This is a genomic window from Actinopolymorpha singaporensis (genome assembly GCF_900104745.1).
In the GTDB taxonomy this organism is placed as follows: Bacteria; Actinomycetota; Actinomycetes; order Propionibacteriales; family Actinopolymorphaceae; genus Actinopolymorpha; species Actinopolymorpha singaporensis.
The window spans coordinates 3,629,034-3,645,650 of sequence record NZ_LT629732.1; the positions used below are offsets into that span (position 1 = coordinate 3,629,034).

At 67.5% G+C, this 16,617-nt stretch carries 14 protein-coding genes; 6 read left to right on the forward strand and 8 right to left on the reverse strand.

Annotated elements, in window-relative coordinates; genetic code table 11:
* Positions 1 to 98: 98 nt before the first annotated feature.
* On the forward strand, positions 99 to 1,217 hold the full coding sequence (locus BLU27_RS16460; protein ID WP_197681458.1) for a CapA family protein: 1,119 nt from the start codon (positions 99 to 101) through the stop codon (positions 1,215 to 1,217).
* Between the two features lie 375 nt (positions 1,218 to 1,592).
* On the opposite strand, the gene BLU27_RS16465 is transcribed toward BLU27_RS16460, so the two are convergent.
* A complete protein-coding gene (locus BLU27_RS16465; RefSeq protein ID WP_241827467.1) occupies positions 1,593 to 3,017 on the reverse strand; it encodes an AAA family ATPase in 1,425 nt (474 codons plus the stop codon).
* A gap of 319 nt (positions 3,018 to 3,336) precedes the next feature.
* Here BLU27_RS16465 and BLU27_RS29125 point away from each other — a divergent pair, with 319 nt between their 5' ends.
* Entirely contained in the window at positions 3,337 to 5,244 is a 1,908-nt protein-coding gene (locus BLU27_RS29125; protein ID WP_172804968.1) for a DUF3472 domain-containing protein, read from the forward strand.
* A 76-nt stretch (positions 5,245 to 5,320) separates the two neighbouring features.
* On the opposite strand, the gene BLU27_RS16490 is transcribed toward BLU27_RS29125, so the two are convergent.
* Positions 5,321 to 6,052 (reverse strand): PIG-L deacetylase family protein, encoded by a 732-nt coding sequence (locus tag BLU27_RS16490; protein WP_157728583.1) that lies wholly within the window; start codon positions 6,050 to 6,052, stop codon positions 5,321 to 5,323.
* Positions 6,053 to 6,399: 347 nt separating this feature from the next.
* On the opposite strand from BLU27_RS16490, the gene BLU27_RS16495 reads away from it, so the two are divergent.
* The gene (locus tag BLU27_RS16495) at positions 6,400 to 7,176 is read left to right on the forward strand and encodes a TIM barrel protein (protein ID WP_197681459.1); all 777 of its coding nucleotides are present in this window, start codon (positions 6,400 to 6,402) and stop codon (positions 7,174 to 7,176) included.
* 50 nt (positions 7,177 to 7,226) lie between these two features.
* Here the strand turns inward: BLU27_RS16495 and BLU27_RS16500 are convergent, their stop codons facing one another.
* From BLU27_RS16500 to BLU27_RS16520, 5 genes are all read right to left on the reverse strand, one after another.
* A complete protein-coding gene (locus BLU27_RS16500) occupies positions 7,227 to 8,201 on the reverse strand; it encodes a phosphotransferase family protein (protein ID WP_172804969.1) in 975 nt (324 codons plus the stop codon).
* A gap of 189 nt (positions 8,202 to 8,390) precedes the next feature.
* The gene (locus BLU27_RS16505; RefSeq protein WP_241827468.1) at positions 8,391 to 9,209 is read right to left on the reverse strand and encodes a class I SAM-dependent methyltransferase; all 819 of its coding nucleotides are present in this window, start codon (positions 9,207 to 9,209) and stop codon (positions 8,391 to 8,393) included.
* 284 nt (positions 9,210 to 9,493) lie between these two features.
* Positions 9,494 to 9,817 carry a DUF3349 domain-containing protein gene (locus tag BLU27_RS16510; RefSeq protein ID WP_092654584.1) on the reverse strand — a complete coding sequence of 108 codons (324 nt, stop codon included), beginning with the start codon at positions 9,815 to 9,817 and terminating at the stop codon, positions 9,494 to 9,496.
* Between the two features lie 55 nt (positions 9,818 to 9,872).
* Positions 9,873 to 10,184 carry a hypothetical protein gene (locus tag BLU27_RS16515; RefSeq protein ID WP_092654585.1) on the reverse strand — a complete coding sequence of 104 codons (312 nt, stop codon included), beginning with the start codon at positions 10,182 to 10,184 and terminating at the stop codon, positions 9,873 to 9,875.
* A gap of 35 nt (positions 10,185 to 10,219) precedes the next feature.
* Complete coding sequence (locus BLU27_RS16520; protein ID WP_092654586.1) at positions 10,220 to 11,437, reverse strand: inorganic phosphate transporter; 1,218 nt, start codon at positions 11,435 to 11,437, stop codon at positions 10,220 to 10,222.
* A gap of 395 nt (positions 11,438 to 11,832) precedes the next feature.
* On the opposite strand from BLU27_RS16520, the gene BLU27_RS16525 reads away from it, so the two are divergent.
* From BLU27_RS16525 to hemC, 3 genes are all read left to right on the forward strand, one after another.
* Entirely contained in the window at positions 11,833 to 13,524 is a 1,692-nt protein-coding gene (locus BLU27_RS16525) for a carboxylesterase/lipase family protein (RefSeq protein ID WP_157728585.1), read from the forward strand.
* A gap of 173 nt (positions 13,525 to 13,697) precedes the next feature.
* Positions 13,698 to 14,570 carry an LLM class F420-dependent oxidoreductase gene (locus BLU27_RS16530; protein ID WP_092654588.1) on the forward strand — a complete coding sequence of 291 codons (873 nt, stop codon included), beginning with the start codon at positions 13,698 to 13,700 and terminating at the stop codon, positions 14,568 to 14,570.
* Positions 14,571 to 14,596: 26 nt separating this feature from the next.
* Entirely contained in the window at positions 14,597 to 15,559 is a 963-nt protein-coding gene (hemC, locus tag BLU27_RS16535) for a hydroxymethylbilane synthase (protein WP_092654589.1), read from the forward strand.
* A gap of 46 nt (positions 15,560 to 15,605) precedes the next feature.
* Here hemC and BLU27_RS16540 read toward each other — a convergent pair whose 3' ends face one another.
* The gene (locus BLU27_RS16540) at positions 15,606 to 16,574 is read right to left on the reverse strand and encodes a LacI family DNA-binding transcriptional regulator (RefSeq protein ID WP_172804970.1); all 969 of its coding nucleotides are present in this window, start codon (positions 16,572 to 16,574) and stop codon (positions 15,606 to 15,608) included.
* Positions 16,575 to 16,617: the final 43 nt, after the last annotated feature.

The following is a 16,617-nucleotide window of genomic DNA, read 5'->3' on the forward strand; positions in this document are numbered from 1 at the left end:
TGGTCCTCTCTGTTCGGCGGGCGATGGGCCGGTTGGTACGGAGTGAGCCACACCGGCGGCGTCGGATCCGATCGACCGGACGCGGCTAGCGTGGTGACGTGAGTGCACCGACTGCGCGCTTGTCACTGTGCGGTGACGTGATGCTCGGTCGTGGCGTCGACCAGATCCTTCCGCACCCCGGTGACGCGACGCTGCGGGAGGCCTTCGTGCGAGATGCCCGGACATACGTCGGATTGGCAGAAGAGGCGAACGGTCCGATCGCTCGCCCGGTCGACTTCTGCTGGCCGTGGGGAGACGCGCTGGACCTGCTCGACGGTTTCGAGCCGAGCGTGCGGGTGGTGAACGTGGAGACGAGCATCACGAAAAGTGACGCTTTCGCACCACGCAAGGCGGTGCACTATCGGATCAGCCCGCCGAACGTTCCTTGCCTGAGCGCGGCCAGGCCCGACGTCTGCGTTCTGGCGAACAACCACGTTCTGGACTTCGGATACCCAGGGCTGGAGGAAACTCTTCGGACGCTGGCCGGTGCGGGGCTCCGGGCGGTGGGTGCGGGCAGGAACGTGCACGATGCCCGCCGACCCGCGATCGTGCCGCTCGACGGTGCGGGGCGAGCTGTGATCTTGTCGGTCGGTATGGCGTCCAGCGGCATTCCGGAGGCCTGGGCCGCGTCGGAACGACGGCCCGGGATCGATTTTCTGGCCGAGCCGTCGCAGTCTGCCGCGGCCGATGTTGCCGCTCGGGTCCAGGTGGTGAAGCGCGCCGGCGACGTCGCGGTCGTGTCGGTTCACTGGGGATCCAACTGGGGCTACGACATAGCTGACGATCAGGTCAGCTTCGCGCATGCACTCGTCGACGGAGGTGTCGACGTGGTGCACGGGCATTCCTCGCACCATCCCCGTCCCGTCGAAGTGTATGAGGGCAAGCTGATCCTGTACGGCTGCGGGGACTTCATCGACGACTACGAAGGCATTACCGGTTACGAGGAGTTCCGCGATGACCTGCGACTGCTGTTCCTCGTTTCCTTGGACCGAAATTCCGGGCAGCTGGTCGAGGCGAAGATGGCGCCGCTGCAGGCCCGGCGGATGCGCCTCCGGAACGCTTCGGGTGAAGACTCCCGGTGGCTGTGCTCCATGCTGGACCGGGTCAGTCGGCGCTTCGGTTCACGAATCGACCTCGAGCCGGACGGCTTGCTCGTTCTACGGCTGACGGGACGCTGACGACAACCCAGGTCATGGACAGGTCGGAGGTGCGTCGCAACCGACGTACCCCACATTGCACTTCGAGTAACCGAAGCTGGACTGGGCCGCAGCCAGCGGGGACACCAAGGCTCTCGGCCTGGTCACCCAGGTCGTCAACACGTTCTTGACACGCGCAGTAACGGTACTTGACGACCGCACCGGGAAGCACTGGGAACAGCCGTCCCGCCCTGGGTCCTCAGTGGGCGCGACCTGGTGTCATGGCCTCGCCGGCATCGGTCAGCTCCTGCTTCGCTACGGGCAAGTCCAAAACGCTCAGCGGAACGCTCTCACCCAGGGTCGATCGATCCGCTGTCTCTGACGCCACGTTGGTCCCGGCCTTCGCGAGTGCGGCGGTCAGTAGGTGGGCTCCGGATCGGGGGCGTCCGCGGCGCCCAGGAGCCGGCGGGTGAGGGCGTCGCGGTCGGACAGCAGTTCGTCCGCGGCGTTACGCAGGTCCTGCGGTGCGGCCTCGTCGGCGCCGCGTTCGGCGGCCAGCAGGATCGCCCGGCGAACGAGTTCCTTCGCGAAGGAGGCGGTTGTCCCGTCGGTGCGTACCACTAGTTCGGCCAGTATCTCCGGCGGCAGCTTGAGATCAGGTCCGTACAGCTGGAGCAGCCGGGCTCGCCCGGCGGCGTCCGGAAGCGGGATCTCGACCGCGAGGTCGACACGGCCGGGGCGTTGCGCGAGTGCTGGTTCGAGCAGGTCGGCGCGGTTGGTGGTGAGCAGGAACGCCACGTCCACCTCGTCCTCGAGGCCGTCCATCTCGTTCAGCATCTCGAAGAGCAGCGGATTCTCCATCCCGGGACCGAAGTCGCGCGCCTCGGCGACCAGATCGCAGTCCTCCAGGACGACCAGCGCGGGTTGCAACATCCGGGCCAGGGCACATGCCGGACCGATGAATCCCAGGCTGGTGCCGGTGAGCAGCACCACTGTGAAGTCGGGCAACCGGGACAGCAGGTACCTGAGCGTGTGGGTCTTTCCGGTGCCGGGCGGGCCGTAGAGCAGAACGCCCCGGCGCAGTTGCTGGCCGGCGGCGCGCAGGCGATCTCCGTGCCGAGCCACTCCGAGGACCTGGCGTTCGACCCGTTCCAACAGCCCTGCCGGCAATACGATCGCATCCCGGTCCATGCTCGGCCGCCGGTGGAAAGAGATCGGGCCGGCCCCTTCCTCGAATGCTCTGTTCGGGCTGATCGAGACCACCTTGCCGCGGAACACGTTGCGTTCCCGCATCAGCTCCTCCGCCCCGGCCAGGAGCCGCTTGGCCGAGTCCCGGGACGGCGCCATCACCTCCAGCCGAACCTCCGGCGGGCCGTGCAGCTCAGAACTCCGCAGCAACACCGCCGTCCGCTCGTCCCGGTCGACGCCGAGGAAGAAGCCGAACCCCACACAGGCCAGCTCCTCGTCCACGGAGACCGGCAGATGGACGTAGTCCACCGGCCCGACCCCGTAGGCACCGTGTCGTTCGGCCATCTCCAACAGCTCCGACAGGGTGTTGCTGGACCGGTGTCCTCCACTGACGCCGACCAGTTCCCGGCTACGGCCGCCGGTGGCGAACCATGCCTCCAACCCCACATGCACATTGGCGTGGTCGTACGCCGGATAGGTCGCGGTGACCACCGGGGTCTCGAGCGGATCCTGACCCAGATGCTCTCGCAGCCGCGCTACCAAGGATGGCCGGCCGGTCGGCTCCATTTCCCGGTGCACGATCTCGTCGAGGAACCGCCGGAACAGCCGGCCGAACTCGGCAACCTCTCCGTGGCCGAACCCGTCCTTTCCCACCAGGCACCTCCTTGTACGCGGGACCTCCCTGCCGCCGGCGGGGATGGCAACCACTGCCCACGCCCTCCCTGAATGCGCCGGCATCCACCGCGGGCTCGTTCTGCCGCTGGTCGCGCGGCTGGACAAATCATCCTGCGGCCCCGCGGCTCGAACCCGACGACACGCAGCAGCCCCTGAAATGGCCGACTCCTCAGTGAAAAGGCCACGGATCACCACGCCGAGCGGACGATACCTACGCTCGACCGATCCAGGACCGCGGATTGACGGGCGTCGCCGGACTCTGGTTTGGTCGATCAACCGTCCCCCACGAGGAGTTCGGATGACTGGAGCAGGTCGTCTGGCCCGTCTTGTCATTGCCGCCGGCCTGGCTGTCGGTGTCGTCACGGCGGGTCTTGCCGGGGGCGGGCCGGCCTCGGCGTCGCCCGGCGACTCACTCGCAGGCATCCGGAACAACGTCTCGATCACAGACGCCGCCACCCACCAGCGTGGTCAACTCGACAGTGCCGGCAGATCGTTGCGTGCCTCGGCGATGGACGCTGCAGGGTACGGCCCCGGCGCTGACGTCAGCGTGGACGGCATCGATTTCACGATGCCTGACGTCGCGCCCGGCGAGCCCGACAACTTCAGCCCGATCCCCGCCGAAACGACGATTGGCGTGTCCGGCAGGGGCAACGCGATCGCGTTCCTTGGTACCGCGGGTGGCTTCTCCGGCCTCGACCTCACGGTGCATTACACCGATCACACCAGCGAACGGTTGTGGGTCGGGATGCCCGCCTACACCGACACCGCCGCTGACCCGCTCGACCTGTCGACTATTGCGACCACCGTCGCCGGCCGCAACACCACCGCGGCGCCCGACGTGGATCTTGGAACCGACTACGCCGTCTTCATGGTCGGCGTGAACATCGACTCGACCAAGACGGTGCGCAGCCTCACCATGGCCGGCATCGGTTCGGTCCATCTGTACGACCTGGAGGTCACCACCGTCGAGGAGCCTTTCGCGGTCGACTCTGTGCTGGGCCGGACCCCGCAGCCGGAAGACGACGGTGTGCCGTGCGATCCAAGGGTCGAGGGCAAAGAGGCGTGCGGGCCCTTCAACTACTGGGAGAACGCCGACCCCTCGACGCACCTGCGTTACTTCCCCGCCTCCGGGGTTGTGCCCGAGGGTGCGACCGCCTTCTACAACGAGATCACCGTGCAGTCGTCGGTTCCCTCGACATACTTCATGACCAACGGCTACAGCGGCGGCTACTACGGCATCCAGGAACTCGACGACGGCAGCAAGATCGCCATCTTCTCGATCTTCGGGCCCAACCGGGGCACCGTGCCGGACGACAGGCTGACCTCGAAGGTGCTCTACCGGATCGGCTACGGCGACTTCGTGATCCATGGCGAGTACGCGGGCGGGCCGAGCATCCGGATCCCGTTCGACTGGGAGGTCGGCAAGACGTACGCGACCATGATCACCAACCAGCCGGATACGACGCCCGGCAACCACGCGCAGATCGTGACCGCATGGCTGAACACCGAGCCGGTCGGCCGGCCTCCGAACTGGCTCAAGCTGATGACGGTCAAGACCGAGCGCCCGTCCGCAACACCGCTTCAGATGACCGGGTTGTACTCCTTCCTCGAGGACTTCCTCCGCGACGGGTCCTTCACCGAAGGACGGGTTCGCCAGGCGGCGTACGGCAACGCGGCGATCTATCACGCTCGCGGCGGATGGCGGCCGCTGAACCGGATCGGCTTCACCGGCCAACTGTCGGGCAAGTACACCATCCAGAACGACGCATACCCGCTGCCGGGCGAGCCCTGCGCGATCACCGAGAAGATCACCGGCGGCGATATTCCGTTCGCCGACGCACGCAGCGGGTACGGCACGATCTGGGACACCACCAGGTGCGACCAGCCTCGAAAGCTACCGGCGGCTTCCCTTGCCCCGTTGGACATCAGGGCGCCCATCCAGCAGGCCACGACGTTCCTCGACGTCGAGGCCTCCGTGATCGGTGGTCAGCTCTCGGTGTCGACCGAGCTGCTGGCCGATGACGAGCCGGTGCGGGTGAGAGTCGACGGTACGACGGTCTCGGCTGATGATCTGGTCGCGTCGTCGACGGGCACGCTCGACACCCAGATCACGCTGCCCGGTCCACTGGCGCCGGGTGACCACACCGTCGGGGTGAGCGGCCGGAGCAGCAACCTGGCCGGCAGCGCCACCGTCACCGTGAAGTGATGTGATCCAGTGCCTGGAGCTGATCGACTTTCGGGTGGCTGATCAGCTCCGGGCGAAGTTTCGAAGTCGAGGTCTGTCAGATCGTCACGGCCCGGAAGCTTTCGGCGAACTCGGCGCCGATCATTTCCCCCGCGGCCCGCATCGTCTTCTGCATCGGGGACCAGCGTGAATTCTCGAACGTCCATGCTGGTCGCCCCGGGCGTTCGCCGTACTGGCTGACATGGCACTGGAAGGCGCGGACCTTCTGCTCGACAACCTCGGTCGTGTCGATGTACCGGTTGGCACCTTGGACGGTCGCGATCCAGATGTCGTCGACTCGGTGCGGAGCCAGGCCTTCGTCGGCCAACTCCGGATACATCCGCGGCGTTCCGGCCTCGGGGAAGGCTGCCACCAACGTGGCCTCGCCGACGTTCATGTGCTCTCGGTGCGAGATCTCGATCGGGGTGTCGAGGTCGCGGCGTGGATCCAGGGTGAGGATCAGTTGCGGCCGGTGTCGGCGGATCTGCCGGACGATGTCTCGACGAAGCTCCGGTGTGACCTCGAGGCTGCCGTTGGGATGGCCAAGGAACGTGACCTCCTTCACGCCGAGAACCTTCGCGGCCGCGCGCTGCTCCTCGGCACGCGTTTCGGCGACCTCATCCTCGGTCATGCTGGGATCGGAGCCGCTCTTACGACCATCGGTGCAGCACACGTAGTTGACCTCGGCACCACGGCTGGTAAGCAGCGCGACCGTGCCGCCGAACAGGTACTCCGCATCGTCAGGGTGCGCGTAGACAGCCAGGACCCGTTCGAAGTCCTTGAAATGCATCGATCTCCTCCTCGTAGAGGTTGTTGCGGCGACGGTTCGGCGGTGTGAGCCAGCGGGTGCTGCCGACGACCCCCCGAAGATCGGACTCGGCCGAGGTCCCCACCACGGGACGCAGTCTGTCATTCGGCCAGGCAGACGTGGCGGTTCTGTTCGTGCCACGTCTGGGAGCGGCCACGGCGACGCCGTCGACGGGCACCGTGGGCGCCAGAGCGCGTACACCGCCGGATTTGTCGGCGGTGAACTTGTGCGTCATCAGCGCCTACGTGGAGACTCACCTTCGTTGATCGCCTCGTCCAGTGCCTCGTCCAGTGCCTCGTTCGGTGTCCAGTCGCATCCAAGGAGAAGAAGTGACGTTCGAACTGTCGCCCAACCTGACCTGGTTGTTCACCGAGGCTGGGCCCTCGCCCGCGGCTCGTGTCCGGGCCGCCGCCTCGGCTGGGTTCCGATTCGTCGACACGTGGGCCCTTCCCTCTGCCGACCAGGCAGCGGATTACGTCGCGGCTCTGCGTGAGACCGGTGTGACGATCGTCGTCGTGACCGCGCCGATCGGGGAGGCGGGCGACGCTGCTCAGCTGGAGACGAACCTCTCCGCGCTCGCCGACGCATTGCCACTCGCGCGACAGATCGGCGCACGGCACCTCGTGGTGACCGGTGGAACCGTCCTCGACGGTGTCGATCCCCGTGAGCAGCGGGCCGCGCTCGTCGCGTTTCTGAAGCGAGCGGCGGACATCGTGGCCGGCTCCGGTGTCGGCATCCTGCTGGAGAACCTCAACTCCCGCGTCGACCACCGCGGCTGTTTCCTCGACTCGACCCCGGAGACGGTGGCGATCGTGCGCGAGGTGGGACGGCCCGAGGTCGCGGTGCTCTACGACGCCTACCACTCCCTCGTCATGGGCGAGGACGTCCGGGCGGTGCTCGCCGATGCGGTGGACCACATCAAGCACGTGCAGGTCGCAGACGTACCGGGGCGCCACGAGCCGGGAACAGGAACGCTGGACTGGGCAGAACTGCTCGGCGACCTCGAGGCGTCCGGCTACAGCGGTCCGCTGGGCCTCGAGTACCAGCCGACAGTCGAGTCCGTCGCGTCGACGCAGACGCTTCGCCGTGCGATGGCGGAGCGTTAGAGACTGTCGTGTCACCTGAGGTCAGACATCGGGCAAGGGAGCCGTCCGGGTTACCGCAGTTGACCTCCGACAGCATCGGAAGCGCTGCCTGGCCGTCGGAAACCCGGGTCGTCGAGGTCGGCGAGCAGGGTGCGGATCTGGTGACGTGAACGTTCGATGCAGGCCTGGTCCTGCTCGTCCACGCCGATCTCCAGTGAACCCAGGGCGATGAGCAGTGTGTGCAGGTCCAACTGCCGCCGGTAGGCCTGGTCGGTTGGCGCGCCGTAGCCGTGGAGAAGTGGTGTCAGGTCCAGGAGCGGGCCGCGGACCCTGAGCACGGCCAGGTCATGGACCGGTGCGCCGGCCTTCCAGTCGCCGAAGTCGACGACCCCGCTCACCCGCACGCCCGCGCCGCTGGAGCCGTCAGCGGTGACGAAGATGTGCTTGGGGCTGAGGTCCCCATGGCACAGCACCCAACGGTTGCAGGGAAAGTCGCGGACGTATCCCTGCAGCAGGTCGAGCATCCGGTCGAACTGCGCAGGAGAGAACCCGCCGTCAATGATTTTGTCCCGGTTCGCGTACCGGTGCGCCAGGTCGGCCGCCATCGCGGTCTGCCAGTCAGGTTCGTCCTCGACATTGATTCCGTTGATTCGGGCGATCAGCCCGCCGATCTCGACGAGCACGTCATGGCGTTGCCGTTCGGCGAGTTGGTTGATCACGTCGCTGAGCGGACGGCCGGGCACTGTGCGCTGCACCATGACGGGGAACTCGGTGCCGTCGATCCGGGCCGTGTCGAGCAGCAGGATCTCCGGAACGGGCACGCCGGCGGCCCGGGCCTTCTCGATCGCCGCGGCCTCGGCCTGCGAGGCGGCGGGGGAGGTGTCGTCGTCGAACCGCAGGATCCGGATCACCACGTCCTGGCCGTCGGTGCACCGGACCCGGTAGACCTCGTTGGAGTAGCCCTCCACGATTCGTTCCACCTGGTCGATGCCGGATCCTGTGGCACGGCGTACGAACTCGGCCAGCAGCGGGCGTGGTGTGCTCACCTGAGCGTGCTGCCACTCCACGTACGAGCCGAGCGGTGACATGCCGGCCATTCCAACAGCCCGGCGCCCACCGATCAAAGGGTTTTGACCCGTCATCCACCCGACTGTGGCGAGGTAAACCCCCGGCGGCGCTGGTGATCAGTGGATACGGGTGGTGGAGAGGTCGAGGTAGGCGTCGACCTCGACCTGTCAGACCGCTTGCAGGACGAAGAGGATCACGCCGAGGTGCTTGTTGAGCCACCGTTGCTTGTGGGGGTAGCGGTGCCTGTCCTCGGGCGTCAACTGTGGCTCGACGGCCCGTTCGATGTGAAGCCCCGCGGCCGCGAAGGCGTTGAGCATGTCAGCGATCGTCTGGGTCGAGCGGGTGAGCGTCACCTTGGGGTTCCAGCCAGAGGCGTACTGGTACGGGTCCGCCGAGTAGTACTCCTCGCCAAGGCTGGTGCCGTTGGCTTCGGCCCGTTCGACAGCGAACCGGACGGGATGAGATCGCTGAACGATGATCCGGCCCTGCGGCGCCAACAGGTCACGAGCGCAGCGCAGCGTGTGCACCTGGTCTGTGGAGTAGCTGAGGGACTGGAGAAACAAGATTCGGTCGTAGACGCGGTCGCGCACCTGGTCGATGGCGCCGGGGTCCGACAGGTCTCCGCTGATCAGTCGGACGTTGCCCGGCGGGTCGGGGACGAACTGACCGCTGATGTCCACGCCGGTAACCTCGGCCGCGCCGTGGTGGGCCCAGTGCACTGCTTTCGCGCCGCTCCCGCAGCCAAGGTCCAGGATCCGGAGTCCTCGCGGATCACCGACGACTTCCTGCTGCATCGGCCACTCGAGGATGCGATCGAGAGAGTCCGGACGCTGCCGAGCAGTCTCGTAGTCACTCGCAAGTTCCCGCCAAGGCTCATCGACCGACACGGCCGTCACCCTAACAGGGGCGGTCCGACGCGCCCCGAGTTCGATGGTTGGACGACGGGAGGCGTCGGGATGCGTCCGGCCGGACCGCGGACCGAGCACCGACCTCCTGTTGCTTCAGAGGCCGTACGGCCGGCACGAAGAGGGGGCTGTCAGGCGCCGGCGGCGGCGCCGGCCAGCAGGGCAAGGGCGAGAAGTGCCACTAACAGAAGGGTCACGTGCTGCACCGTCTCACACGGACGGAGTCCGACAGGTGAACCACGACCGTACTCTCTGGGTCAGTACGGTCCGTAGTCGGCGTGGCGCAGGATCCACTCGCGCTCGAGCTCTCGTTGGACAGTCCTTCTGACCACGCTGACCGAACGTCTCGCCTCGAACGCCTTCGTTCAGTTGGTCGGGGGCGGGGGGTCCGCGAGGGGCCAGCCGCCCGCAGCCAGGTGGGCCGAGACGCGGGCGACGTCGTCGTCGGATGCGGCCTGGAGGACCGAGCCGTGGATCATCGTCTCGATGTCCTGGCGGGTGATGGTGTTGCTGTCGCCGCCGGCCTGAGCGACCAGGTGGTCGGCGACCCGCAGGATCTCGTCGTTGGTCAGCTTGCGTCGCAGCAGGCCCAGCAGCGCAACGTAGTCCTGACGTGGGACTCCGGTCGGGTAGCCCTTGCGTACCCACTCGACGAACCGCATCAGGAAGTTGTCGCGTGCCTCGTCCACTTGTGTGCTCCTGGAACGTCTTCGGTGCGGTGTGCTTCCGGTGTTCCGGTCGGGCTCACTTCTTCGGCACCAGGGTGGGGTAGATGTGTTCGAAGCTGAGCTGCTGGCCCAGTCCGGAGGCGACGATGTAGGTGATCCCGAGCCCGACCGCCGCGAGGACGATCGCGAAGCACACGACCGCGACCGGCCGGCCGAGCGAACGCGGAACCGGCAGCACTCCCGCGTCGTGGGGACGACCTTCGGCGTTGTGGCCGTGCGCCAGGGCGCGTATCCCGAACGCGAAGACCACCGGCAGTCCGGCGCCCAGCACCAGGCCGGCCAGCAGGACCTTCCAGGCGCCGTCCAGGGCGAGGGTGAGTATGTGCATGACGTTCGACCTGCTTTCGAGTTGCTGCCCGGCGGTCAGGCGGCAGCCTGTGCGGGCTCTCGCTGGGTCCCGGCGCCTGTCCACTCGTCGTTGACGTTGGTGTGGTTCACCGGCCGATGCCGCGACCGCATCCACATGACGGCTGAGAACGCCACGAGAGCCAGGAAGATGACGGCGGCGCCGGTGAGGCCGCCGAGCGCGTGGGCGAGGGCCCAGGTCAGGGCGCCGACGATGCCCGCGCACGGGATGGTGATCAGCCACGCGGTCACCATCCGTCCGGCGACGGACCAGCGCACCAACGCGCCCGGCCGGCCGAGCCCGGTGCCCAGCACCGAACCAGTGGCCACGTGCGTGGTCGACAGTGCGAAGCCGAGCTGGCTGGAGGTCAGGATGACCGCGGCCGACGCGCTCTCGGCGGCCATTCCCTGTGGCGAGGCGATCTCCACCAGGCCCTTGCCCAGAGTGCGGATGATCCGCCACCCGCCGAGGTAAGTACCGGCTGCGATGGTGAACGCGCAGGCAGCCTTCACCCAGAACGGAATGGTGCCCGGGTGGGTCCAGTGCCCGGACGCGATGAGCGCGAGCGTGATCACACCCATCGTCTTCTGCGCGTCGTTGGTTCCGTGGGCAAGCGACACCAGCGACGCGGTGCCGATCTGGCCCCAGCGGAAACCCGCCTCCTGGTAGCGGTGCGCGAGCCCCGCCGTGACGCGGTAGATCAACCACGTTCCGGCCGCGGCGACGACAGCGGCGATGACCGGCGACATCACCGCCGGCAGGATGACCTTGCCGACAACGCCGTCCAGCTTCTGCCCGTCACCGACCCAGTTGACCCCGCCCCAGCCGAGCCCCGCGACCGCCGAGCCGATCAGGCCGCCGAACAACGCGTGCGAGGAACTGGAGGGTAGCCCCAGTAGCCAGGTCAGCAGGTTCCAGACGATGGCGCCGACCAGACCGGCGAGCACGATCATCAGCAGGGCCCCGCCGCCGTCGGCGACGAGGTACTCCTTCGGTGTTCCGTCAGCGTTCTGGATCCGGATGACGGCGTTGGTCACGGTCAGCGCCACCTCGACGGACAGGAACGCTCCGACCAGATTCAGCACCCCGGACAACAGCACGGCGACCTTCGGCTTCAGTGCGCGTGTCGCGATCGACGTGGCCATCGCGTTCGCGGTGTCGTGGAAGCCGTTGGTGAAGTCGAACCCCAGAGCGGTCACGACCACCAGGACAAGGATCAGCGACTCAGTGGACACCGTGCCAGATTCCACCCGTGGCGCGCGAAGATCGAGGGTGCGCGGAGATCTGTCGGCAACTGTTCACCCGGCGTTCACCCAAGCATCGGAGTGTTTCTGCACTGCCGGGATCGGCATGGTTGGCTTGGGTCCGGCCTGTCGGGGGAGGGATGTTGATCGCGCCGAGCCGTGTGGTGCGCTCGATCGCAGTCTCGAGATCATCGGGGAATCGGTAGTCAAGGTGCGGTTGCGCCGGGTTCCGCGCCGGCCCCGACGCCCGGCAAGACCCCGGCCGTCAGGCCGTCCTTGACGTCAGGCCGTCCTTGACGTCGGTCCGTCAAGGCTCAAGGTCGGTCCCGTCGAGGGCCGGGCCGGTACGTCCTGCGTCGTAGGCGCGGTGTCACCGTGACGCGGATGTGGATCAGCGCCGACGTCTTCTAACGTCCATCGGCATGAGACCTTCTCGCTTCGCCATGGCCAGAACTCTTTCTGTGGCGCTCGTGGCGCTCGTGGCGCTCGGGGCCGGAATCGCGGGCACCGCCACGTTTCCGGCCGCCCGAGCCGACGCGACGACCGGCCAGGCGGTGGTCAGGGTGGACTCCGGTCCGCTGCGCGGCGTGGTGACGGCTGACCACCGCAGCTTCGCCGGTATCCCGTACGCGGCACCGCCGGTCGGCGCCCGGCGGTGGAGCGCACCACAACCAGTGACACGCTGGCGTCAGGTACGGGACGCCACCCGTCCGGGCACCAGTTGCCCCCAACTCGGCCCCGGCGGATCCGTGGTCGGCGCGGAGGACTGCTTGTACCTGAACGTCACCACACCGACCGTTGGCGGATCGCGGCTGCCGGTGCTGGTCTGGTTGCCCGGCGGCGGTTTCGTGACAGGTTCGGGCAGCGACTACGACCCTACCCGTCTGGCAGTGACCGGCGGCCTGGTCGTGGTCACTGTCAACTACCGGCTCGGCGCGCTCGGGTTTCTGGATCATCCGGCACTCGAGCGCACCAGCTCGGACGCGGGCAACTACGGCCTGGCCGATCAGCGCGCCGCGCTGGGCTGGGTTCAACGCAACATCGCCCGGTTCGGTGGCGACCCCGCGAATGTCACCCTCGCCGGCCAGTCTGCCGGCGGGTACAGCGTCTGCGCCCAGCTCACCTCTCCCGCCGCGGCAGGCCTGTTCCAGAAGGCGATCGTGCAGAGCGGACCCTGTGGCAACGCGCTGCTGACCCGGGCCACCGCGTTGTCGCGTGGCGCGCGTACGGCCGCTGAGCTCGGCTGCGCTGACCCGGCCACAGCGTCGGCGTGCCTGCGGGCGCTCCCGGTCAGTCGCCTTGTCGGGTTGGGCGCCGACCGGGTCTTCACCTCGACCGGCCGGATCGCGGACCTGCCGTGGGTGCCGGTCGCAGGAACGCCCGTGCTGCCGCGCCAGCCGCTGGAGGCGCTGCGGTCCGGGGCTGCGGCCCGGGTACCCCTGCTGATGGGTACCACCCGCGACGAGATGCGCCCGTTCGTGGCGTTGGATCACGACGCCCACGGGCTGCCGGTCACCGCCGAAAGCTACCCGGCCGAACTGGCCGCTGCCTTCGGCGACCCCGCCGCGATCCAGGCGCGGTACCCGTCGGACGCGTACCCGAGTCCCGGTCTGGCGCTCGCGACAGCACTGACTGACTGGGGCGGCAAACTCGGCTCGTGCCCGTCCCTGGCGGCCGCCGACGCTGCTGTTGCCGGCATGCGTCACCCGGTACACGTCTACGAGTTCACCGAGGATGGCGGTGCGCGGATCGCCGGCTTCCCGCTGGGTGCTCCGCACGGAGCCGAACTGCCGTACCTGTTCGACGGCTCCTTCGACGGTCCAGGTAACCCTGAGTTGACACCCGCGCAGCAGCGGCTGGCACGGTGGATGATCGCGTACTGGGCGGCCTTCGCCGCGACCGGCGATCCCGACGGTGACCGCGACAACGCAATCGGCGGCGGCACTGGTCCGCGCTGGCCCGCATACCGCGGTGACGGGCGGGTACTGGCGCTGGCCTCCGGCCCGGACGGCACCGCCGTCGTCGACGCCGGCCAGGCGCACCACTGCCCCTTCTGGTGGTCGAAAGCCAACCCGTGAGGCCCGGTCGGTTGCCGGACGACCGGCGACAGTTGGAAAGGCCGTCCGGCATCGAGGTTGGGGACGGGATGGGGAGGTTCTGCGAGCCGAACCGGTCGTACTGCAGGAGGCGTAGGGTGACTGCCTCCGGAGGGACGACGCGTGGCCGAGCGGGATATCGTCAGGCTGGACGCATGCGTATAAGCATCAACATTGCCAACTTCACCTCCCCTGGTGGCCCAGGGGCCATCAGCTCGTCGCTCCTGGATTTGGCACATGCAGTCGACGAGTCCGGTCTGGACACGCTGTGGGTGGGCGACCACCTGATCCAGGCGAACCCGTACGACACCACGGGCGAGGACATGCTGGAGGCCTACACCGTCCTGGGATTCCTGGCGGCCAGCACCAAACGTGTCCGCCTCGGCGTCATGGTCACGGCGGTGACGTTCCGTCCTCCGAGCCTGCTGATCAAGGCAGTCACCAGTCTCGACGTCCTGTCAGGTGGCCGGGCGTGGTTCGGGATCGGCGCCGGCTACAACGAGGCCGAGGCGCGGGCGATGGGCCTGCCGCTGCCGCCCGCAGCGGAGCGGTTCGAGCGACTCGAGGAGACGTTGCGGCTTGCCCGGCACATGTGGTCGGGTGTGGAAACGCCATTCGAGGGCGTGCACTACCGGTTGGAGCGTCCCACGAATCGCCCGAACGCGTTGTCCCGTCCGCATCCTCCGATCTTGGTGGGAGGCGCAGGCGAGAAGAAGACGCTCCGTCTGGTGGCGACCTACGCCGATGCCTGCAACCTGTTCGATGTTCCAGGGCAGACGGAACTCCTGAAACGCAAGCTCGGCGTGCTCGCAGCGCATTGCCAGGCCGTGGGCCGTCCCGTCGGTGAGATCGAGAAAACAGTGAGCAGCCGCCTGAAGGCCGACGACACCCCGGCAGCAGTCGCCGAGCGCTGCGCGGCTTTCGCCGAGTTGGGAATCGATCATCTCGTCATGATCGTCGACGGAGCCTGGACCGTCGAAGACGTGGAACGCTTGGCCGCCGTAGCCCACCTCGCCGCCCACGCATAGCGCCCAAGTAACAGGAACTGATCGTCGTGACAACGTACCTGGTCGGTTCGCGAGCAAGCAACCTGGCCAAAGCCCAGGTCCGGGAATATCTCGGCTCGCTTCGCGAGCGATTTCCGGGCGTCACATTCACCCATCGAGTGATTCTCGAAAGTGGCGACAAGGACCGAAAATCGCGGCTCTCCGATGTCCCAGCGACCAACCGCGGTAGCGCGTTCAGCTCCGAGCAGGAGGCCGCCCTGAGCAGGGGAGACGTGGACGTCGTCGTCCACTCCCTGAAGGACCTGCCGACAGCAAGCCCACCAGGTCTGACCCTGCTGCCACCCCCCGGCCGCGAAGACGTACGCGACGCGTTGTGCGGTTCAACGCTTTCGGGTCTGCGGAACGGGGCCCGGGTGGGAACCGGCGCCCCTCGGCGAATCGCTCAGTTCCTTGCCGTTCGCCCGGACCTCGAACTCGTTCCGATCCGGGGAAACGTGCCACCTCGTCTGAAGAAGATCGAGGCCCTGGGCCTCGATGCGGTCGTCCTTGCCGTCGCAGGGCTTCGCCGCCTCGGGCTCGACGACGCAATCGGCGAACTGCTGCCCCTCGATCTCTTCCCGCCTTCGCCCGGACAGGGCGCGCTCGGCATTCAGGTCCGAGAAGACAGCACCGAACTCAGGGAGATCCTCTCCACCGTGGGCGACGAGGCTGTTCACGCCCAGGTGCGCGCGGAGAGGGCTCTGCTCGCCGAGTTGCATGGCGGGTGCAGCGTGCCCGTCGGCGCGTACGCGCAGACTGAGCCGGGCGGGTTCCTGTCGCTCTTCGCTCAGGTCACGTCGCCCGACGGCACTCGGCGGGTCTCAGGCACCCTGTCCGGCCCGGTCGGTGCTCCGGAGACGCTCGGCGCCACTTTGGCCGAGGAGCTCATCGACCGGGGCGCACTGTCCATCCTCGACGGGTGCGACCGAAGGCACACCGCGGCTGGCTGTTCGAGACCGACGAGATCCTGATCGACGTCGCGCCTTGGCAGGTCCGCCGACCGCCGTGCCATGACGATCAGTAGATCGGATCAGCGTGGACAACGAGTTTGGCTCGGACCTGGACACGCTGCGCCGGCCGGTCGGGGTTGGTCAGACGGTCGAACAGGAGTTGGGCACCTGCCCTGCCCAACTCGTACGGGTTACTGTCGATCACGGTGACTCCGAACTGGGCAGCGAGAGCGAAATTGTCGAAGCTGAGAAGCTCGGGCCGAAGCCTTGCGTAGGCCGGTGACTGGAGAACGCCGGTGCACAACCGGTTGTTGTCCACCATCAAGGCGTCAGGTCTTGTCTGGGACAGAATCTGCTCGATGGCCTCAGCGGCATCGGCCTCGGTCACCAGATCGTGCCTGATCATCGTCTGATCCGGCTTGATTCCCGCCTCTGCCAATGCGGCGAGATACCCGGCCCAGCGTTCACTGGCACCGCCGCCACTGCGCGGGTGGCCGACATAACCGATCGTACGGTGCCCACGGGCGATCAGTTGTGCGACGCCTGTCTTGGTACTGGCGAAGTTCGTGGTCGTAACCGAGTCAATGCGATCCTCCGCGCCGAGCGGAGGGGAGTCGACACAGACCACTGCGGGACTGTATGGCGCTCTGGTGCGGAGATAGCTCAGGTCTTCTCCACTGGGTGCGATGATCAGCCCGGCAACCCGATGCGCGAGGAACGAACGGATGGCGTTCCGCTCGGTCTCGGCACTGTACTGCGCGTCAGCGGTCAACACGAGGTGTCGGTGCTTGGCGGCGATCGAATCGATTCCCTTGAGCATCTGAGCGAAGAACGGGTTGGCAAAGTCGCCCAGCAGCACGCCGACGGACGTCATTGCCTGGGACTTTCTGCGCAGGCCGGCAGCGACGTCGTTCACCTGAACGCCAAGCCGATCAGCCTCGGCCTCCACCAGCTTCCGGGTGGCTTCAGCTACGTTCCGCTCCCCGCGGAGGGCACGGGACACCGTCTTGATACTCAACCCGGTCGCCAACGCCACGTCCTTCAGGCTCGGACGTGACCGAGCATCATCCGGCATGGCC